The organism is Haloferax larsenii, from assembly GCF_024730625.1.
GTDB lineage: Archaea > Halobacteriota > Halobacteria > Halobacteriales > Haloferacaceae > Haloferax > Haloferax larsenii.
In genome coordinates this window covers 76,027-95,402 of the sequence record NZ_CP078064.1, presented here as the reverse complement: position 1 = coordinate 95,402, position 19,376 = coordinate 76,027, and the positions used below count along the sequence as shown (strand labels likewise).

The 19,376-nt window shown below is 59.3% G+C and carries 18 protein-coding genes; 12 read left to right on the top strand and 6 right to left on the bottom strand.

The annotated features are described in order from the left end of the window. Window positions 1–14: 14 nt before the first annotated feature. The 3 genes from KU306_RS16260 to KU306_RS16250 all read left to right on the top strand — a co-directional run bounded on the left by KU306_RS16260 (window position 15) and on the right by KU306_RS16250 (window position 2,485). On the top strand, window positions 15–1,181 hold the full coding sequence (locus tag KU306_RS16260) for a mandelate racemase/muconate lactonizing enzyme family protein (RefSeq protein ID WP_007542283.1): 1,167 nt from the start codon (window positions 15–17) through the stop codon (window positions 1,179–1,181). 72 nt (window positions 1,182–1,253) lie between these two features. After that, window positions 1,254–2,105, top strand: coding sequence for an SDR family NAD(P)-dependent oxidoreductase (locus KU306_RS16255; RefSeq protein ID WP_049918724.1), 852 nt, complete (start codon window positions 1,254–1,256; stop codon window positions 2,103–2,105). Between the two features lie 5 nt (window positions 2,106–2,110). Continuing rightward, window positions 2,111–2,485, top strand: a complete 375-nt coding sequence (locus tag KU306_RS16250; RefSeq protein ID WP_007542278.1) for a Rid family detoxifying hydrolase — start codon at window positions 2,111–2,113, stop codon at window positions 2,483–2,485. A gap of 45 nt (window positions 2,486–2,530) precedes the next feature. Here the strand turns inward: KU306_RS16250 and KU306_RS16245 are convergent, their stop codons facing one another. Then, complete coding sequence (locus tag KU306_RS16245; protein ID WP_007542277.1) at window positions 2,531–3,178, bottom strand: bifunctional 4-hydroxy-2-oxoglutarate aldolase/2-dehydro-3-deoxy-phosphogluconate aldolase; 648 nt, start codon at window positions 3,176–3,178, stop codon at window positions 2,531–2,533. A 195-nt stretch (window positions 3,179–3,373) separates the two neighbouring features. Between KU306_RS16245 and kdgK1 the strand changes: the two genes are divergently transcribed. Both kdgK1 and KU306_RS16235 read left to right on the top strand, forming a co-directional pair. Then, the gene (gene kdgK1, locus KU306_RS16240) at window positions 3,374–4,330 is read left to right on the top strand and encodes a bifunctional 2-dehydro-3-deoxygluconokinase/2-dehydro-3-deoxygalactonokinase (RefSeq protein ID WP_258303613.1); all 957 of its coding nucleotides are present in this window, start codon (window positions 3,374–3,376) and stop codon (window positions 4,328–4,330) included. A 762-nt stretch (window positions 4,331–5,092) separates the two neighbouring features. Beyond that, window positions 5,093–8,038, top strand: a complete 2,946-nt coding sequence (locus KU306_RS16235; protein ID WP_258303612.1) for a hypothetical protein — start codon at window positions 5,093–5,095, stop codon at window positions 8,036–8,038. A gap of 100 nt (window positions 8,039–8,138) precedes the next feature. Here the strand turns inward: KU306_RS16235 and KU306_RS16230 are convergent, their stop codons facing one another. From KU306_RS16230 to KU306_RS16215, 4 genes are all read right to left on the bottom strand, one after another. Then, a complete protein-coding gene (locus KU306_RS16230; protein ID WP_241429850.1) occupies window positions 8,139–8,414 on the bottom strand; it encodes a hypothetical protein in 276 nt (91 codons plus the stop codon). A gap of 2 nt (window positions 8,415–8,416) precedes the next feature. Beyond that, entirely contained in the window at window positions 8,417–9,163 is a 747-nt protein-coding gene (locus tag KU306_RS16225) for a beta-ketoacyl-ACP reductase (RefSeq protein WP_049918723.1), read from the bottom strand. 268 nt (window positions 9,164–9,431) lie between these two features. Next, on the bottom strand, window positions 9,432–9,905 hold the full coding sequence (locus KU306_RS16220; protein WP_258303611.1) for an HTH domain-containing protein: 474 nt from the start codon (window positions 9,903–9,905) through the stop codon (window positions 9,432–9,434). 181 nt (window positions 9,906–10,086) lie between these two features. After that, a complete protein-coding gene (locus KU306_RS16215) occupies window positions 10,087–10,692 on the bottom strand; it encodes a MaoC family dehydratase (protein WP_007542259.1) in 606 nt (201 codons plus the stop codon). 237 nt (window positions 10,693–10,929) lie between these two features. Here KU306_RS16215 and KU306_RS16210 point away from each other — a divergent pair, with 237 nt between their 5' ends. From KU306_RS16210 to phaC, 4 genes are read left to right on the top strand one after another with little or no spacing between them, the layout of a single operon-like run. Then, the gene (locus tag KU306_RS16210; RefSeq protein ID WP_007542257.1) at window positions 10,930–11,262 is read left to right on the top strand and encodes an AbrB/MazE/SpoVT family DNA-binding domain-containing protein; all 333 of its coding nucleotides are present in this window, start codon (window positions 10,930–10,932) and stop codon (window positions 11,260–11,262) included. After that, window positions 11,255–11,719, top strand: coding sequence for a PHA granule structural protein PhaP (gene phaP, locus KU306_RS16205; RefSeq protein ID WP_007542256.1), 465 nt, complete (start codon window positions 11,255–11,257; stop codon window positions 11,717–11,719). Before KU306_RS16210 ends, phaP begins: the two co-directional genes overlap by 8 nt. A gap of 45 nt (window positions 11,720–11,764) precedes the next feature. Then, a complete protein-coding gene (locus tag KU306_RS16200) occupies window positions 11,765–12,313 on the top strand; it encodes a poly(R)-hydroxyalkanoic acid synthase subunit PhaE (protein ID WP_258303610.1) in 549 nt (182 codons plus the stop codon). Beyond that, window positions 12,310–13,737, top strand: coding sequence for a class III poly(R)-hydroxyalkanoic acid synthase subunit PhaC (gene phaC / locus KU306_RS16195; RefSeq protein WP_258303609.1), 1,428 nt, complete (start codon window positions 12,310–12,312; stop codon window positions 13,735–13,737). Before KU306_RS16200 ends, phaC begins: the two co-directional genes overlap by 4 nt. A 20-nt stretch (window positions 13,738–13,757) precedes the next feature. Here phaC and KU306_RS16190 read toward each other — a convergent pair whose 3' ends face one another. After that, window positions 13,758–14,180, bottom strand: a complete 423-nt coding sequence (locus KU306_RS16190) for a universal stress protein (protein ID WP_007542253.1) — start codon at window positions 14,178–14,180, stop codon at window positions 13,758–13,760. A 955-nt stretch (window positions 14,181–15,135) separates the two neighbouring features. Here KU306_RS16190 and KU306_RS16185 point away from each other — a divergent pair. The 3 genes from KU306_RS16185 to KU306_RS16175 are packed head-to-tail and all read left to right on the top strand — an operon-like array spanning window position 15,136 to window position 19,359. Then, the gene (locus tag KU306_RS16185; RefSeq protein ID WP_258303608.1) at window positions 15,136–16,506 is read left to right on the top strand and encodes a diaminobutyrate--2-oxoglutarate transaminase; all 1,371 of its coding nucleotides are present in this window, start codon (window positions 15,136–15,138) and stop codon (window positions 16,504–16,506) included. Continuing rightward, complete coding sequence (locus KU306_RS16180; RefSeq protein ID WP_258303607.1) at window positions 16,503–18,059, top strand: pyridoxal phosphate-dependent decarboxylase family protein; 1,557 nt, start codon at window positions 16,503–16,505, stop codon at window positions 18,057–18,059. Before KU306_RS16185 ends, KU306_RS16180 begins: the two co-directional genes overlap by 4 nt. Window positions 18,060–18,096: 37 nt before the next feature. Further along, window positions 18,097–19,359 (top strand): MFS transporter, encoded by a 1,263-nt coding sequence (locus tag KU306_RS16175; protein WP_007542250.1) that lies wholly within the window; start codon window positions 18,097–18,099, stop codon window positions 19,357–19,359. Window positions 19,360–19,376: the final 17 nt, after the last annotated feature.

Here is a 19,376-nt window from a genome sequence, read left to right as displayed (position 1 = left end):
GTACAACCATGGGTATGGAGATAACCGACGTGACAGCGGTTACTGTAGACGTTCCGCTGACCAGTCTCGACGAACCGCTGGGTATCGGCCCCTACACGACCAACCACGGCGAACTCGACTCGATGGAGCGCGTGCTCGTCCGTGTCGATACCGACGAGGGAATCGCCGGATGGGGCGAAATGCGCGTGTTCCTGTCGCCGTCTGCGACCGAATCGATTCTCGAAGATGGCGTCGGACCGATGATTACCGGGCAGTCGCCGTTCGAAATCGAACGCCTTCGTCGCCAGGTGTTCGTCGAGTACACGAACGTCGATATGTTCTTCGCCGCCGTCGAGACGGCTTGTTGGGACATCGTCGGGAAAGCACTCGACCGTCCCGTCTACGAACTCCTCGGCGGGTGGACCGCACCGACACAAAGCACGCTTCGGCATCGGGAGAACATGGGCGAAAACGACCTGACGCCACAGGAGGTTCCCATCGCCTTCTGTCTCGGTATTCTCTCACCCGAAGAGTCTCGGGTCAAAGCGCGCGAGGCGCTGGACGCCGGTTTCGACGTGCTCAAGACGAAAGCCGGGAAGGATTGGCGGCAGGACGTTTCCCGAATCAAGGCGATGCACGACGAGACGGACGGACAACTCGAATTCCGCCTTGACCCCAATCAGGGGTGGACGCTCGACCAAGCGGTTCGCGTCGGTGCCATGCTGGAAGATGAGGGAATCTACCTCCAGTACCTCGAACAGCCGATTCGGGTGGACGCTCACAAGTCGCTGGCAGCGTTACGACAGCGTCTCCGGCAACCCATCGCACCGAACGAGGACACCTACATCTCCCACAACATCTCCTCGCTCGTCGAAGCCGGGGCGATGGACGTCGGCGTCATCGACCTGACGCCCGCGGGTGGAATCAGCGGGCTTCGCCAACAGGCGGCGGTTCTCGAAGACGCCGGTGTTCCGTTCACGCACCACTGCGCGTTCGACCTCGGCATTCGAACGGCGGCGATTCTCCACGCCGTCAGCGGTATCCCCGGATTCTCGCTCCCGCCGGACTCGACGTACTACGCTTGGGAGGGCGACGTTATCGACGACCCGTTCGAGGTCACCGACGGCTGTCTGCCCGCTCCGAGCGGTCCGGGACTCGGCATCTCTGTCGACCTCGACGCAATCGAGGAGTACAGAATATGACGAGCGAAGCACCGGACACGGTGAGAGACCATGACAAGGTTGAAGAGGTGCGACCGCGTCGATTTGCCTGCTATGGTTGAGTTATCACTACGAGACCGTCCAGCAATCGTGACCGGGGCATCTCGCGGTATCGGCCGCGAAATCGCGGCCCGGTTCGCTGAGGCTGGCGGAGAGGTCGCTATCTGTTCGCAGTCTTACGAGGACGTCGAGCCGGTGGCCGAAGAACTGACCGCCGCACACCCCGGCCGAGTCGTTCCCGTCGAGTGCGACGTCACGGAACGAGACCAAATCCGAAACCTCGTCGATACCGCACTCGACGAGTTCGGCGAAATTCGAGTCCTGGTGAACAACGCTGGCGGTTCCGACGAGCCGTCTAACACCATCCACCGCTGCGACGAAGAGACGTTCGAGTGGATGCTCGATTTGAATCTCAAGAGCCAGTTCATGATGAGCAAAGAGGTTCTCCCGGCGATGGTCGCCGCCGGTGGCGGGTCGATGGTCCACATGGGCTCGGTCAACGGGCTGTTCGGAATCGGACTCTCGGGTTACTCTGAGGCGAAGAGCGGACTGCTCTCGATGTCGCGCAACCTCGCTGCCCACTACGGCCAACACGGCGTTCGTTCGAACGTCATCTCCGCGGGGACCATCGAGACTGCCACCCGTCGCGACGAGATGGAGAACACGGAGGGCCGAACCGGAGAGTCCAGCGCCAGAGAACGCTGGCTCGACCAGTATCCGCTCGGCCGATTCGGTAGACCCAGCGAAGTTGCGGACACGGCGTTGTTCCTCGCCTCCGAGTTTTCGAGCTTCATCACCGGCGAGAACATCGTCCTCGACGGCGGACTCACGACGAGCCTCCCGACGTCGTTTATCAACGAAGTCTACCAAACGGACGACGTACCGACACGAAACGACCACGAGTGACACCAATGAGAGAGCTATCCACCGACGACGCACCGGACAGTATCGGACCGTTTTCGCAAGGAATCGTCTCGGGAGACCGAATCTACGTCTCCGGGCAGGGGCCTGTCGACCCCGAAACCGGCGATGTCGTGCCGGGCACACCGGGCGAACAGACCGAGCGAACGCTGAAAAATATCGAAGCCATCCTCGAAGCGGGCGGTGCGTCGCTCGCGGACGTGGTGAAGGCGACGGTGTTCCTGAAAGACATGCGGTACTACGACGAGGTAAACGAGGTCTACGGGGAACACATGTCGGCACCGTATCCTGCACGGAGCGCAGTCGAAGTCGTGAAACTCCCGGTCGATATCGACGTGGAAATCGAGGTCGTCGCCGAAGCGTGAGTGGACGGCTGACGTGAAGACGCGGTCAGAATCGTCTGTTTCGGCTCAGTCGGTGCGGGCAGTGGCGACGGCATCGACGAATGCCCGTGCGTTCGCCGTCAGCACCTCGTAGTCGCCGCGCTCGATTGCCTCGCCGTCGACGAGCGAACTCCCGACGCCGACGGCGGTCGCACCGGCGTCGATGAACGCGCCGACATTGTCGAGTGAGACGCCGCCAGTGGGAACAGTTGGAATGTGGCCGAGCGGTCCCTGTAACGACGAAACGAACCCCGGACCCAGTGACGCTGCCGGGAATATTTTGACCATGTCGGCCCCTGCGGTGTACGCGTCGACGGCTTCGGTCGGTGTCGCGACGCCGACCACCGAGGGAACCCCGTAGCGGTTCGCGGTCTGTATCGTCTCCGTATCGAACGACGGCGTAACGATGAATTCAGCACCTGCGAGCGTCGTCGCCCGTGCGGTTTCGCTGTCGAGCACTGTCCCCGCACCGACGACCACCTCGTCCGCTGTGAACGTCGAGGATATCTCTCGAATCATATCGAGGACACCGTCGGTGTTCGCCGTCACCTCGACGACCGAGACGCCACCGCGCTGAAGCGCATCGACGGTCTCGATTGCCCTCTCGGGGTTCGTACCGCGGACGATTGCGACGACACCCGTCTCTACGACTCGCTGGACGATATCTGCGGACATCACTGGTATCACGAAGACGCGCCTCTTAATGTTCGGGATACAGGCGGGAATAGGTGCTCAGTCCCAGTCGTGGTCGGTTCGTGGTTACCCAGCGAAAGACGACACACCAGAGCAAACATCGTCGAAAACAGAGGAACTATGCCGCGACTCCACGAGAAACGCATATGGAGACCACCCCCCAGGAGAGTGGACGCTGTGACGGCTGACCTCGTGACTTTCGGTGAGACGATGCTTCGACTCTCGCCGCCACGCGGGAGTCGGTTGGAGACGACAGAGACGCTTCGGTTCAGCACGGCGGGCGCGGAGTCGAACGTCGCAATCGCCGCAAGCAGACTCGGTGCTGAGGCGACGTGGCTCTCGAAACTTCCGGACTCGGCGCTCGGTCGTCGAGTCGTTACAGACCTCCGCCGACATGGTGTCTCCGCGGAAGTCGTCTGGACGGACCACTATCGTCAAGGCACCTACTATCTCGAACACGGCAGCGCCCCGAGAGACACGGCCGTCATTTACGACCGAAGCGATGCCGCGGTGACGACGGCCACCCCCGAGGAACTCCCGACCGAACCAATCGAGAATGCGAGCTACTACTACACGAGTGGAATCACACCGGCGCTATCGGACCAACTCCGTGAAACGACGCGGGTTTTGCTCGAAACTGCGCAGTCAGCCGGAACGACGACCGTGTTCGACCTGAACTATCGAACGAAGCTCTGGGGTCCCGAGGAGGCTCGGAAGGCGCTCGAACCGCTGTTCTCTCACATCGACGTTCTCGTCGTCGCGGCTCGCGATGCGCGAACCGTCCTCGACCTCGATGGTGATGCGTCGGCGATTGCGACAGCACTGGCAGACCGGTACGGTTTCGAGACGGTTCTGGTCACGCGTGGCGACGAAGGTGTGGTAGCGGTATCGGATGGGACGGTGTACGAGCAGGGAGCGTTCGAGACCGAGACGTTCGACCCGATTGGGACGGGCGACGCCTTCGTCGGTGGATATCTCGCAGCTCGAATCCGGGGAGATGACCTCGCTCCAGCACTCGAACAAGGTGCAGCAACGGCCGCACTCAAGCGGACACTCGACGGTGACTTGGCGGTCGTCACGCAGGAGGAGGTCGATGCCGTTCGTGAGCACCCCAGTGGCGGTATCAGTCGCTGAGAGCCAGGAACCAGTATTGATTTGAAAAGACACGATTAGTCTGGAACAGCCTGGTCTGTGAGGTACTCTGTGTGGTTCCTCTCGGAGAAATATTCTACTCTGTCACTAAAAATGAGCGATTGCTCAGATAGATGGCCTAACCACTAGATTATATTATTCGGTCATAAATTTGTGAACAATGCATTAGTGGATGTAGAGATGTTATTAATATACAAGATTGGCTGCGTTTGCTCGTCGTGTCTATCGGGCGAGGGTCACAAAGACCGACGGTCCTTCTCACACTACTTCGATTGTCTCGTCCGGCGAGGAAGCGCGACCCCGAGTCCGTGATTAAATAAATTGAAACTGTGTTTTTCCCACAATCGGTTTGTGGCAGATGAAGCGGTCTATGACGCGCTATCTCAGACTGCTGTCTTGCGTATTTTGGTAGTACCTCTTACCGATGTAAACTGCCAATATACGGACTTTGTGAATCTCACAATTGGTATAACTCGCTGTTAATAGCCGTCTGGGTGCTGGTCTCGACTCCCCTTGTTCATTCGTTCACTCAATTCAGAAACTCGGCCTAGATTTAATATGATAAATAAATATAATTAGAATATGACAACTCAGTTGTCAGGTCGAGCGATGTCGTCACACGAGTGGACAGAAGTATCGATTCCAAACGGTGAATCTGACGAGAGAGTAGTTTTGGCGTCAATCGAGACGTACAACGGAGATAACACTGCTGCAGTTCGAACACGGAACGTCGACTCCGACGGCATGGAGTTTTTCGTGGAAGAAGAGCAGTCGAGCGACAGCGAGACGCGCCACAACCGAGAGGTAGTTGGCTTCTTTAGCACCGAACCGGGGAAAATCACCGACCAATTCGGCCACACCATCGGTGAGTCGGAAGTCGTTGCGACGAGGCAAGCCGATGACGACCAGTGGCACTCGGTCAGCCTCGACGAGAGTTATTCGAACCCGGTCGTCTTCGCACAGGTAATGAGCTATCACGGGCGGAACCCGTGTCACACGAGGATTCGGAACGTCGGCCCGGACTCCTTCGAGTTCCAAATCGAGGAGTGGGAGCATCTCGACGGCGCACACAACGAAGAGGAAATCGGATACGTCGTGCTCGAAGCGGGGGTCCATCTGCTATCCAGTGGGATTCCCGTCGAAGTCGGCACGACTACGACCGGCCACGCGTGGCGGTCGGTCGATTTCACCGCCAAGGTTGGAAGCGACCCCGTGTTAATCACGCACTGTCAGACCCGAAATGGTGAGCACGAGGTCGTCACCAGAAATCGCCGTGTGGCGAGTGACGGTGCACAGGTGAGACTCCAAGAAGAAGAGGCCCGCGGTGGCCAGCACACCGACGAAACAGTCGGGTATCTGGTCCTCCCGCAGACGCTCTCTCAGTACACGTCCGAACGAGTCGCGTCGGCTCACGAGTGGACTGACGTGAACTTCTCGGGGGCTCAGCCGTCGGAGTCTGTCGTCGTCGCCTCTATCGACACCTACAACGGTGCCAACCCCGCCGACGTTCGAATGCGGAACGTCAGTGCGAGTGGGATGCAGGTGTTCGTCGAGGAAGAGGCCTCCCAAGACAACGAGATGAACCACGCCGAGGAGGTTCTCGGGTTCTTCAAAACCAGGACTGGGCCGCTGTTCGATTCCTCGGGCGAACGTGTCGGCGAAACGGGAGTGATACGCACGGACCAACCCGGAAGCGACCAGTGGCACTCTGTCGCTCTCGACGGACGGTATTCGGACCCGGTCGTCTTCGCACAGGTGATGAGTTACGAGGGGACCAACCCCTGCCACATCAGGGTGCAGAACGTCGCCTCAGACTCGTTCGAGTTCCAAATCGAGGAGTGGGACTACCTCGATGGCGAGCACTACGAAGAGGAAATCGGCTACATCGTCCTCGAAAGCGGTGGCCACGACCTTTCGGGCAGTGGCTACGTCGAGGTCGGGACGACAGACGGAACTGACTCGTGGACTGGACTGAACTTCGATGGCGACGTCGGTGGCGACCCGGTCGTAATCAGTCGCTGTCAGACGTACAACGGTCACAACGAAGTGGTCACGCGGCACCGTCAGGTAACGGCGGACGGGGCCGACGTCCGATTGCAGGAAGAACAGGGGCGAGACGGTGAGCACACGACCGAAACCATCGGCTATCTGGTCGCCCCGCGAACGACCGCCGATATCACCACGGGCACTATCGAAGCGACGGAGGAGTGGTCGTCCGTCGGGCTGTCCGGTATTCCATCGACCGAACCCGTCGCGCTCGCGTCGTTACAGAGCTTCAACGGCGGAAACACGGTCGGTGTTCGGTTGCGAGATGTCGGGTCTCACGGCATGGAACTGTTCCTCGAAGAAGAGACCTCGGGCGACGACGAGACGGCTCATACCACCGAAGACGTCGGAATCGTCGCCACGTCAGCAGGTGAAATCCTCGACGAGAAAGGAGAGCAAATCGGCGAAGCAGGGGTCGTGCGGACACACCAACCCGCCGCCGACCACTGGCACTCCTGCGACTTGGACGAATCCTACTCGGACCCGGTCGTCTTCGCACAGGTGATGAGTTACAACGGAAGCGACCCGTGTCACACGCGGATTCGCAACGTCGGTTCGGACTCCTTCGAGTACAAAATCGAAGAATGGGACTCCCTCAACGGGGCACACATCGAAGAGTCGGTCGGGTACGTCGCAATCGAACGAGGCGCCCACGAAATCGAAGGCGAAGTTCCCATCGAGGTCGGGACTACAAAGACAGACCATACATTCGGAACCGTCTCGTTCGCCAGTGATTTCCAGTGTAACCCGGTGTTCCTCACGCACTGTCAAACTCACAACGGCGGTGACGCAGTCGTCACGCGAAACCAGGCCATTCGCTCTGACGGAGCCGAGGTCCGATTGCAAGAAGAGGAAGCCGGCTCCGCAACGCACACCGAAGAAACAGTCGGCTACCTCGTGACTCCGCAGTTGATTCTCGGGAACCGAAGGTCGGTAGCGGAGTTCCACCCGAGTTGTCACGGGTTCGAGTTCGTCAACTCGTTCCACGAGCTTCCTGACCTTCCCAACCTCCCGGGCAACCTCGACGACAAAATCGAGAACATCGACGCCAGATACGGGCTGTGTGGTGGGATGGCGCTCGCAGCGCTGGACTTCTTCCTCTACGACCGCCAGGTTCCGGACACCGCCGACGACGAAACCCCACAGTCTGGTCCTCTGTTCGAGTATCTCTGGAAGCGCCAGATGGACACGTTCGACCACGAACACACCTACCGACATCTGCGCAAGTTCGTCCAGTTCTATCTCCCGACCACGTTCACCCGAGCGCGGTCGGTCGAGGAGCTACGCAGTCTGAAACGGGCGCTGGACGACGGCGACCCGACTGTTCTCGGACTCGTGTACGTCCGCGCCGGCGACGGAAACATCTGGAACAACCACCAGGTTCTTGCGTACGATTACATCGAGACTGGGGACACCACTCGAATCCACGTCTACGACCCGAACTGCCCCGGTGACAACAATATCGAGGTTCGAGTGACGGTCAAAGACCAGGGTGTCTTCGACCCGCGTCCCGACGACGAATACATCGAAGGCGCGCAATACAGAGGCGGAAACAAGATGAGCCGAGACGGCATTGGCACGCTGAACATTATCGGGCTCATCAACATGGACGTGCCTGCCCAGCGTCCGCCGCACAATCTGTAATCGGTTCTTTCTCCGTTTTTCGGATGAGCTGGCAGCGCAGTCGCTCCGTCGCCGTCGCTCCGTCGCAGTCGCTCAAAGAAGTCGGTCGACGCTCGGCGTTTCAGGCTGCCTGCAGCACGTACCGGTCGTCGTCTCGGTCGACGAGTCCGAGGCCGACGAGATGGTCCAAGACCGGATAGAGCGTGATTGTTTTCATCCCCAGTGCGTCTCGGAGCTCTTCGACGGTACCGCCACGCCGGATTGACAGGTAGAGGTAGACGAGCTTCGTCTGCGACGACGTGAGTGTGTCGGGGACCGGCTCGACGAGCCAGTCTAGCTGTTCGTCCGCGTCTAACGACGGTGTCGACGACGGGAGTCGGGGGTCTTCAGTGTACATCGTCACCATTCCATTCCGCCGTTGACACCAAGCACCTGCCCGGTCATGTAGTCCGACTTTTCGCTGGCGAGGAATCGGACGATACCGGCGATATCGTCCACCTCGGCGAACCGCCGCAACGGAATCCGTTGGCGAATCTTGTCTTGGATTTCCTCACCAACGTCGGCGAGCATGTCCGTCTTCGTGAACCCGGGTGCGACACAGTTAGCCGTCGTGTCGTGCCGGGCAAGTTCGAGCGCGATGGTACGAGTGAACCCGAACAATCCACTCTTGGTCGTCGCGTAGTTGGCCTGCCCGTAGTTGCCCTGTTGGCCGACGACGCTCGAAATATTGATGAGACGGCCGTGGTCGGCTTGCTTTAAATCGTCGTAGAAGACTTTCGTCGCGTTGAACACGCCGCCGAGGTTGACGTCCATGACGCGGTCCCACTCCTCGCGTGTCATGTTGTCGAACGTCCGGTCGACGGTGATGCCCGCGTTGTTCACGAGTACGTCCACTGGACTGAGAACCTCGTGAATCCGGTCGCGCATCGCCGCTACTTCGTCGAACTCACAGACGTTCGCCTGCAGCGCGATGGCGGTCCCACCGGCTTCCTCGATTTCGTCGACGACGTCGTACGCTTCGGCCTCGGAACTGCGATAGTTTACGACGACGTTTGCCCCCGCCTTTCCGAACTCCGTCGCGATTCCCCGACCGATTCCCCTCGATGCACCCGTCACCAGGCACGTTTGCGTTGTCAAATCGTTCATTTTTGTGTAGTAGTCACTATTCGCACACGAGTCTGTCTCGCCCCTGTTCTATACTCGATATCTCGGGGCGCGTCGGACGTATCGCCTGCGTGGTAGTCTTACGCCACTTCAATTGTTAACTCGCCGTCATTGCATATAGTAATTTCTCCGGTTAGATTGATGATACTTAGTCGTTTGACTATGTTCCTCAACCAAATGTGTTGGATGTGCACGGCTGTCACGAATATGGCGAAGGATTGACGCAGAACGTATCGAAATTCACTCGACTCTAAGCCGGCGGAGTAGAGAGTCGCCGTTTGCTCTCGAAGGTTTCGAGGTACTCGACGGCCGAACAGTCCTGCTCTCCGGTGTGGCAGGGGTACACGCTGGCTACCTGTTCGCCCTCGTAGATGGCGATACAGATAGTGGGCAGCGAGACGACTTCGTATTGTTCGTCGGCGAACGAGGACTCGATGGTGCGCTCCTTGAATGTCGATTCGAACGAGACGTCGTGTTCTCTCGCCCACTCTCTGAACGCCTCGACGTAGCCGAGCAATTCGGCTCCGTGTCCTGTATCCGTGAGAGGTCCGTCGGCACGTAGTTCACGGCCCCACACGTGGACGTCGTAGTCGTCGATTCGACCTGCGGCGTCGAGTTCTGCAAGCTTCTCGACTGCTGCCTCTTTCGTACGCTCCACGCCGACCTCCGCGTCGGCGCGGAGGAATAACTTCACGTGCTTTGCTTCGTCTGTGTTCGTGGTCATATCGAGTTCTACCAGTCGAGGTGCTGGGATTGTCACTACGTTGAACTTCGCAAAAACTCTTTGCACGCTCACATTTTCCGGAGTATCCACGTACTCGGCGTAGAGTGAGTCTCTTTGCGTACGAGTCGTGACTGTCTCGACCACGGGCCTGCAGAGTGGATACCTCCGGTCGCAGGTCTGGTTACTCGCCTCCGTCTGGGGCCGGGTCGACGAGCACGACTGCTTCGCCATCGATGACGGCCTCTTCGTCTTCGTTCGTCACCGTCGTCGACAGGCGGAAGCGGTCCGTGTCCAGCACTTCGACGACTTCGGCTTCGGCAGTGAGTCGCTCCCCAATCTCGACGGGACTCAGGAACCGGGTGTCCTGGGACAGATAGACGACGACTCCCGGGAGGCGGGCGAGGGCTGCGCTAATGAGTCCCGAGACGAGGGTTCCGTGGGCGATACGGCCTTTGAATCGCGTTTCCGATGCGAACGAGTCGTCCAAGTGGAGCCGGTTCGTATCGCCGCTCGCTCTCGCAAACGAGTGGACGTCCTCTTCGCTGATAGTCTTGGAGAACGTGACGACGTCGCCCGGCTGAATGTCTTCGGGCGTTTCGACGGTTCTCGTGTCTGTCCAGTCCTGTTCGTCGTACGCGACGGACTCGACGTTCGGTTTCGTCTGTCTCTTCTCGCTTTGGCCACCGTTACTGAAACCGAGGGCGGCGAGCGTCGCGCGGTTTGCTTCCAGGACGCTGTTTGCTAGGTGGTCCGAGGCGCGGAGCCACGATTTCGTCAGCTGTTGCATTCCTGTCGACGGGGAAGGCGTTGTTCTGTCTGGGGCGGTGTTCTCGCGGGGCATGCTCTACGGTCGTTTCTGCGGTCAGCACCCACCCAACTTATTCACTTCGGTGTGTTCACACCTCTCAACGAGTGAATTTAATGACACGTCGAGACATTTGGACCCATCTAATACCATCTGTTGCCATCAAATGGTATCTATGGGAATCTATTTGTTGTCTTGGCCACAACAGGCTGATAGGAGATGACGAACGACGCAAACGATGCGAGTTGGCCGCCGGCGCTTTTCGCATCACAGATGCAGAAAGCCAGCGAAGAGTTCACCCAGCAGCAACTCCAACTGTTCGAAGAATTACTGACGGCGGGTTCGGGCATGTCGGACGGTTCCCCGATGGGTGACTTCCCCGACCTCGGGTCGATGAGTCTGCAGACGGCAGTGTTCAAGACGCGCGTGCAGAGTGGGGGCCGAATCAGTATCCCCGACGCAGAGCGCGACGCTCTCGACATCGAGGAAGGAGACCTGGTCCAAGCGTTCGTCGTCCCAATCAAACAACCACGTGGTGATTCAAATGAGTGAGCAAGCAAATCCGTTCGCACAGTTCTTCCAGATGCAGCGCCGTTCAATCGAACAGACGCAGCGAAGCATGCATCAGGGCATCGAGTTCCAAAAACAGCTAACCCGGATGATGGTCGACGGCATGAAGGCACAACAGTCGGTCAACCGGAAGGGAACCGACTTCGCCCGGACCGCCTTCAAGTCGTATCTCGACATGATGGACTCGGCGATGCCGGGAGACGCCCACATGTACGCGGACATGAAGGGGATGATGGACGACCAGTTCGACAACATCGACGAAATGACCGCCGAGACTTGGGAGGTCATGGAAGAGAGCTTCGAGGAGAACGCAGAGGCCATGGACGAGTTCATGGACCACTCTGTCGAGTACCTCGACGAGGCGACTGACGTCTACCTCGAAGGCCTGCACGACGCAGAAGAGGCCTCGGCACAGGTCACGCCAGACGCCTCAGAGTAATTCGCTGAGGAACTATTTTACCCCGGCCGAAAGTACATCATAACAATGTCAAGACAATCCGGCGACGAGTGGACGATGTATGCAGAAGAGATGAACGAGACGATGATTGCGGCACTCGAACGCAACCTCGAAGCCCAAGCGCAGTTCGTCGAGTCTTGGTTCGACGTACTCGACGAGACGCCTGAAATGTCTTCAGAGCAACTGAACGAGGGGCTCGATGGCTACTCCAGAGCGTACGAAGTGTGGATGGAGGCTGCTGAACAACAGTTCGAGCGTGCGAGTGATGCGTTCGAGGGCGAGGACGTCTCTCTCAACGAGTTCCGTGATATCTGGCTGAACTCGGCGAACGAGGCGTTCAAAGAAGTGATGGGTACCTCGGCGTTCGCTGCCGCGACTGGACAGACTGTCGAGGATGTCCTCGAAATGCAACAAGAGGTCGACGAGGCCGCACAATCGACGTTACGCACGCTCGGGTTCGCCACGGAGGACGATATCGACGAAGTCGCGAAACGTCTCGTCGAACTCGAACGTCGTCAGCACGCCGTCGAGAAAAAACTCGACCGAATCCTCGATGCGATGGACGTGGAGGAATGACACCGGTGACATTCACGTTGGACCTGCAGCGACGCCAGTGGGAGGAGGCCGCCAAACTCATCGATAGGGCGGCGTCTGCCTCCGAAAGTACCGAAACGATGTCTCAGGTCGAAGTCGGGCAAACCCCGAGCGAGGTCGTCTACGAGGAGAACAAACTCGAACTCCTCCACTACGAGTCACAGACCGAGACACAACACGACGTGCCGATTCTCATCGTGTACGCGCTCATCAACCGGCCGTACATCCTCGACCTCCAGCCCGACCGAAGCGTCGTTCGGACGCTTCTCGAACAGGGGTTCGACGTCTATCTCATCGACTGGGGTGAGCCGTCGCCGCTCGACAGACACCTCACGCTCGACGACTACGTCTCGCGGTATATCGACAACTGCGTCGACGTCGTTCGCGACCGCTCCGGACAGGACTCCATCAACCTCCTCGGATACTGTATGGGCGGCACGATGAGCGTGATGTACGCCTCGCTGTTCCCCGAGAAGGTTCAGAACCTCGGGCTGATGGCTGCGGGACTCGTCTTCGACGACACGGGTGGCGTTCTCGAACAGTGGGGTGACGAAGAGTACTACTCACCGTCGGCCGTCACTGGCGCGTTCGGCAACGTTCCCTCGGAGTTCCTCGACGTCGGATTCGCGCTGATGGACCCCGTCGAAAACTTCGTCACCAAGTACGTCCGGTTCTTCGAAAACGTGGAAAACGAGTCCTTCGTGGAGAACTTCTCCCGGATGGAGCGTTGGCTCGCAGACGGTATCGACGTCGCGGGCGCGACGTATACGCAGTTTTTGGAGGACGTCTATCAGGGCAACAAACTCGCCAACAACGAACTCGAACTGGATGGAAAGCACATCGACCTCTCACGACTCGACATGCCCATCGTTCAAATCGTGGGAGAGTACGACCACCTCATCCCACCGGAGGCGAGCAAACCCTTCAACGACCTCGTTCCGAGCGAGGACACGGACGTCATCGAAGGAGCGACTGGACACATCGGCCTCTCTGTCTCGTCGCGGTCCCACAGAGACCTGTGGCCAGCCGTGAGTGACTGGTTCGCCGAGCGTTCGGTGCCAACCCACTCGCAGGAACCAGAGCCGAAGGCTGAAGACGAACCTACGACGGCCGAGGAGTCACACGAGGATGCAACCGACTCGGCAGGCGAGCCACACGAGGATACACCTGACTCCCCGGACGAACCGCGCGGGTCGCAGGGAGATGAGTCGAACGGCGCTCACGCAGGCGGACTCGAAGCCATCGACGGTGTTGGACCGACGTATGCGGAACGGCTCGCCGACGCGGGAGTCCCGTCTGTGGCCGCATTGGCTGCGGCCGACCCACCGGAGATTGCAGACGCTATCGACGTGCCGGTTTCGCGCGTGACCGCTTGGGTCAAGCAGGCGTCAGAGAAAGTGAACTGAACGGTTCTCGGTCGCACCGCTCAGATTGGGTGGACCGGAACTTTCGCCGACCGAACCACGCGGTCTGTACAGCTTCCGATGTGTGGAAGCTCGAAATCCGAGTGGCCGTGTTTTCCCATCACGATGAGGTCGATTCCCTGTTCTTCCACGTAGTCGAGGATGGTTTCGTGCGGGAGCCCCCGCTTACAGACAGTGACTGTTTCGAGTCCCAGTTCGTTGGCTTTCTCTTCGACTGCCCCGAGCATCTCTTCACCGTGGTCTTCGACCTGCTCGAAGAACAACTCGTCACTCGAAAGTGCCGGCGTATCGCCGTACGTTCGCCGGTCGACGACGTAGAGTGCGTGCACAGTCGCGCCGTACTTCTGTGCGATATCGAGGCCGTACTCGACACCGCGCATGGACCCATCGCTCCCGTCGATAGGGATGAGGATGTGGTTGTACATCACACTCACCCATTCACCAGCTTGGATAATCAAGTTTTAGTCTGTTGACGTGATAGTCCGGCCACGACGGACGCCGTGGACGGACGAAGATACTTCGTGAACAAACGAAGGTTGTGTTGTTTGTAGTTGGTAATTACCATTTACACACGTATGTCTGTAATGGGGTCATTTGGTGTAGTTGTATAACTAGAACACTATTGGGGAGTGTTTACTATCTAGGTGACACTATGTGTTTTCCCCTCACGAATTGTCTCTCCCGAAACTAGAATTCAACTGTAGACAGGAAACCTCAAGAAATGTATACTATCAAATTTCTCTGCTCTGGTCCCAAACACTGAATTTGAATGCCTGCTGATGAAGTATCCTCTCTATATGTACTCTGATTTAAGATGTGTGTCTGGAATCACCAATGTTTTTGAATGTGAGTTCTAACTGACTAATTTCGACATTCAGTTTTATCTCTCGTTGTCTTCCTCCTATCTTTCTGCATCTGCTTGTGTACTATCTTATCAACTGTTCTGCTGTGGTTCCCCATACGAAGGCCAGTGACTGGTGAATTGTCTCCCGTTTTCCACCACTCGTCGCAGCCCATCTTCTCTCCTCTTATCCTATTCTATCCTATCCTATTCTATCCTATCCTATCCTATTCTATCCTATTCTATCCTATTCTATCCTATCCTATCCTATCTTCTCCCATCTCCTATCTCCTCTTATCCATCTCCTCTCATTCCACTCAACCTCATCCACCCCACTCAATCTACGACCTCCCACCGTGGCTTCGAGCACCGCTTCACGACGACAACTCCAACAGTTGTAGGGGACTGCACAAATATCTTTAGGCCAACCTAAAACCGAAACGCATTACATTGGTTTAGGCTAGCCTAAAACATATGCAGCAACAATTGGCAGGCATCACAGTTCGGACGAACCACGGCGACACCGTGGGTGAGAACCGATGAAGTACGTGGACGCATCGGACGACAGCCTCCTGGGCCAACAAGCAGTCCGGGAGTCGAACGCGCGGACGTACCCACGTCACCTCCCGCTCGCCATCGACGAGGCCCGTGGTATCACGGTCACTGATATGGACGGGAACCAGTACCTCGACTGTCTCGCAGGGGCGGGTACACTTGCGCTCGGCCACAACCACCCCGTGGTCACAGACGCAATCGAGCGAGTGCTCTCGGAGACACGCCCGCTCCACACACTCGACATCACGTCGCCGGTCAAGGAGGCGTTCGTCGACGAACTCTTCGACAGCCTTCCCTCCGAGTTCGCCGACAACGCGAAGATTCAATTCTGTAGTCCCGCCGGTACCGACGCCGTCGAAGCGGCGATGAAACTGACGAAGACTGCAACCGGAAACCGGAGCATGCTCGCGTTCCAGGGCGGGTATCACGGCATGACAAACGGGGCGCTCAGCCTCATGGGTGACACCGGTCCCAAAGAGTCCGTTCCGGGACTCATGAGCGACGTTCACCACCTGCCGTATCCGTACGCATACCGATGTCCGTTCGGTATCGGCGGCGACGAGTCACACCGCGTCTCCAGTGAGTACGTCGAACGCTTGCTGGACAACCCGTCGTCGGGTATCGTCGACCCCGCGGGGATGATTCTCGAACTCGTCCAAGGCGAGGGTGGCGCGGTTCCCGCCCCCGACGAGTGGGCGCGAGAGATTCGCCGCATCACTCGCGAGCGTGACATCCCGCTCATCGTGGACGAGATTCAGACGGGACTCGGGCGCACGGGCGAGCTATTCGCCTTCGAGCACGCAGATATCGTCCCCGATGTCGTCACCCTGTCGAAGGCTGTCGGCGGTGGCCTCCCGCTTTCTGTCGTCCTCTACCGCGAGGACCTCGACGTCTGGGAGCCCGGTGCGCACGCCGGAACCTTCCGCGGGAATCAGGTCGCGATGGCTGCCGGTCGGGCCACAATCGAACACGTCGTCGAAAACAACTTGCACACCCATGCGGCGAACATGGGTGCACGACTGCGTGACCACCTCGAAGACCTCGACCGCGACTACGAGGTCGTCGGCGACGTCCGCGGACGCGGACTCATGCTCGGCGTCGAGTTCGTCGACCCGACTGGCGAGCCAGATTCCTTGGGATACTACCCAGAAAATCCAGAACTCGCAAAGCGGGTTCGAGAGGAGTGCTTCGACCGCGGTCTTATCATCGAACTCGGCGGCCGGCACAGCTGTACGGCTCGGTTCCTCCCGCCGCTTATCGTCAACAAGACCGACATCGACGAGATTGCCGACCGATTCCACGAGGCGGTCCGCGCTGCGGTCGAGGCTCGAAAGCCACTCCAGGGGGCAGCATGAGCCACGAGTCGCTCGATGCTCCGCCCGAGTCTCGCTCCGCTTCCGACGCAGAGTCTGTCGATTCGCTCTTCCTCGGGAGCGAGGTCGGAGCCGAGTCTTACCGTGACGCAATCGAGCAGTCTGTCGATATCGTCGCCGAGGCGTTCGGCGAGGCCGACTCGCCGTACACGGGTGCGAGCCCGGAAGCCGTCGAAGCGCAACTGGCTTCGTTCGACTGCCTTCCCGAGGAGGGCGTGGGACTCGACGAGACACTGGACCACGTCTCCGAGGAGATTCTCGCGGAGACGATTCGCGTTGCGCACCCCGCATGCGGTGCGCACCTTCACTGCCCGCCGGTGATTCCGGGACTCGCGGCCGAGGTGTTGCTGACGGCTGCGAATCAGTCGCTCGACTCGTGGGACCAAAGCGGTGCGGCGACCATCCTCGAACAGCGGATGGTGGAGACGCTGGCTGAGACGTTCGGATACGACGACGAAGCCGACGGCGTCTTCACGAGCGGCGGCACGCAGTCGAACTTCATGGGGCTGCTCTTGGCCCGCAACAAGGTGGCGGACGAGCGGTTCGACCACTGGGTGACCGAAGACGGACTGCCCCCGGAGGCCGACCGACTACGGATTCTCTGCTCGGCAGACGCCCACTTCACGGCCAAACAGTCGGCGGCGCAGTTGGGACTCGGCGAGAACGCGGTCGTGTCTATCGAGACCGACGACGAACACCGCATGTCAGTCGACGCGCTCGACGAGACGCTCGACAGGTTGGACGACGAAGACCTCGTTCCCTTCGCGCTTGTCGGGACTGCCGGAACGACTGATTTCGGCAGCATCGACCCACTTCCGAAACTGGCTGCTCGCGCGCACGAACACGACCTGTGGTTCCACGTCGACGCCGCCTACGGTGGCGCACTCGCATTTAGCGACACGCACCACGAGAAACTGGCCGCCATCGAGTGTGCTGACTCTATCGCCGTCGACTTCCACAAGTTGTTCTATCAACCGATTAGCTGCGGTGCGTTCCTCCTGCAGGACGGAACGAACTACCAGTATATTCAGCGACACGCGGCGTACCTCAACCCCGAATCGGACGACGAGGCTGGCGTCCCGAACCTCGTCTCGAAGTCGGTCCAGACGACTCGCCGGTTCGACGCCCTCAAACCCTACGTGACGTTCCGAACACTGGGTCGAAAGCGACTCGCGGAACTCGTCGACTCGACCCTCGAACTGGCCTCGGAGACCGCGGCGTATCTGCAAGATAGCGACCGGTTCGCGTGTCTTCACACGCCGACACTGAACGCGGTCGTCTTCCGATACGTGCCCGAACACGTTCCATCCGATACCGACACAGACCAGTACGTCGGCACACTCAACGAGCGCATTCGGGACGCCCTCCTGAACGAGGGCCGTGCCGTCGTCGCTCGTACCGAGGTCGATGGTGTCGCGAGTCTGAAGTTCACCTTGCTCAACCCCCGAGCGACGTGGGCTGACGTCGAGTCGCTCCTCGACGATATCGAACGCATCGGGAGCGACCTCGAAGCGACGACTGACGCGTCTCGATGAACACACTCGCCGAACGCACGTCTTTGTCCACCGACTGATGTCTCTGGAGTCCGGCGCGTCGTGGCGGTCGAGGTTCGTTACCGCTGTGGTCGAGCGGTGGGGTATCTCTCGGAGCCTCGCCATTCTGTCGATCTCGCAGGCAGGGGCGTCGTTCGGTGCTGGGCTCATTATCCCGCTTTTGGCTCCGCTCGTGGCCGGTGTGGAGTCGCCGATGGTTCCTGCGACGGTCGCCGGGATTCGCGTCACTCAAGAGGTGCAGGTCGGCGTGTTCTTCGCCGTCTTCGGCGTCGTTCGCTCTGCGGTTCAACTTCCGATGGGGCACTTCTCGGACCGAATCGGTGCCAGAAAACCGTTCGTCGAGGCCGGATTGCTCGTCACTGCCGGTGTCATTTACGCGTACGGTATCACCGGGTCACTCGGCGTGTTGCTGTCGGTACGCGCACTCCACGGCGTCGCACTCGCGATTTCGACACCGGCGCTGATGGCGCTTCTCGAACGGCTCACTGTCGGTGAGTCCCGCGGTAGTTCGATGGGGTTCTTCTCGTCGCTTCGAACTCTCGGCTGGGGGGTCGCACCAATCGTCGGCGGTGCAGTCGCCGACGCATACGGCCTTCAGGCCACCTTCACCCTCGGTGCAGTGCTCATCGTGGCGATGGTCGTGGTAATTCGAGTCGGCGTCCCCGACGTTTCGACCGCAGGCGACGAGACGGACGAACACACGGCGGACGCTGACTCTGGACGCGTCTTCTCCTCGTGGTCGCAGGCGCGGTCGTTCTGCGGACTCGTCGTCGCCGTCATCACCGTCATGATTGGCGTCTCTGCGGTCATTTCGATGGAGATGCCGATTTTGGAACGAATCGGCGGGTCGAAAGCGGGTTTCGGACTCGTCTTCGCGAGTACCACGATTACTCGCCTCGTCGTTCAGATTCCAGTCGGTCGTGCGACTGACCGCTTCGGCCGGATGGCGTTCATCGCGGCCGGACTGTTTCTCAGCGCACCACTCGTCGCACTGATGGGCTTCGCCCAGACGCTCTGGGGATTCGTGGCGCTGCGCGCGCTGCTCGGTGTCGCGCTCGCCGGTGTCATCGCCCCAGTTTACGCACTCGCCGCGGACTTGGCCGACGCCGGTCGAACCGGTCTTCAGATGGGGTTCGTAACAACCGCCTTCAGCATTGGATTCGCGGTCGGCCCCGTCGTTACCGGCGTCCTCTCGACAGTCGGCTTCGCCGTGCCGTTTGTCGCAACTGGTGGTGCAACTGCGGTCGCTGGGGTGTGTGTGGTCGTTTTGGTCGATGGCTGACCGAGCGTTCGACTGCC

Coding starts and splice junctions, on each gene's coding strand:
- KU306_RS16260 (WP_007542283.1), top strand. CDS start 15: ATGGAGATAACCGACGTGACAGCGGTTACTGTAGACGTTCCGCTGACC.
- KU306_RS16255 (WP_049918724.1), top strand. CDS start 1,254: ATGGTTGAGTTATCACTACGAGACCGTCCAGCAATCGTGACCGGGGCA.
- KU306_RS16250 (WP_007542278.1), top strand. CDS start 2,111: ATGAGAGAGCTATCCACCGACGACGCACCGGACAGTATCGGACCGTTT.
- KU306_RS16245 (WP_007542277.1), bottom strand. CDS start 3,178: ATGTCCGCAGATATCGTCCAGCGAGTCGTAGAGACGGGTGTCGTCGCA.
- KU306_RS16235 (WP_258303612.1), top strand. CDS start 5,093: ATGGAGTTTTTCGTGGAAGAAGAGCAGTCGAGCGACAGCGAGACGCGC.
- KU306_RS16230 (WP_241429850.1), bottom strand. CDS start 8,414: ATGTACACTGAAGACCCCCGACTCCCGTCGTCGACACCGTCGTTAGAC.
- KU306_RS16225 (WP_049918723.1), bottom strand. CDS start 9,163: ATGAACGATTTGACAACGCAAACGTGCCTGGTGACGGGTGCATCGAGG.
- KU306_RS16220 (WP_258303611.1), bottom strand. CDS start 9,905: ATGACCACGAACACAGACGAAGCAAAGCACGTGAAGTTATTCCTCCGC.
- KU306_RS16215 (WP_007542259.1), bottom strand. CDS start 10,692: ATGCAACAGCTGACGAAATCGTGGCTCCGCGCCTCGGACCACCTAGCA.
- KU306_RS16210 (WP_007542257.1), top strand. CDS start 10,930: ATGACGAACGACGCAAACGATGCGAGTTGGCCGCCGGCGCTTTTCGCA.
- phaP (WP_007542256.1), top strand. CDS start 11,255: ATGAGTGAGCAAGCAAATCCGTTCGCACAGTTCTTCCAGATGCAGCGC.
- KU306_RS16200 (WP_258303610.1), top strand. CDS start 11,765: ATGTCAAGACAATCCGGCGACGAGTGGACGATGTATGCAGAAGAGATG.
- phaC (WP_258303609.1), top strand. CDS start 12,310: ATGACACCGGTGACATTCACGTTGGACCTGCAGCGACGCCAGTGGGAG.
- KU306_RS16190 (WP_007542253.1), bottom strand. CDS start 14,180: ATGTACAACCACATCCTCATCCCTATCGACGGGAGCGATGGGTCCATG.
- KU306_RS16185 (WP_258303608.1), top strand. CDS start 15,136: ATGAAGTACGTGGACGCATCGGACGACAGCCTCCTGGGCCAACAAGCA.
- KU306_RS16180 (WP_258303607.1), top strand. CDS start 16,503: ATGAGCCACGAGTCGCTCGATGCTCCGCCCGAGTCTCGCTCCGCTTCC.
- KU306_RS16175 (WP_007542250.1), top strand. CDS start 18,097: ATGTCTCTGGAGTCCGGCGCGTCGTGGCGGTCGAGGTTCGTTACCGCT.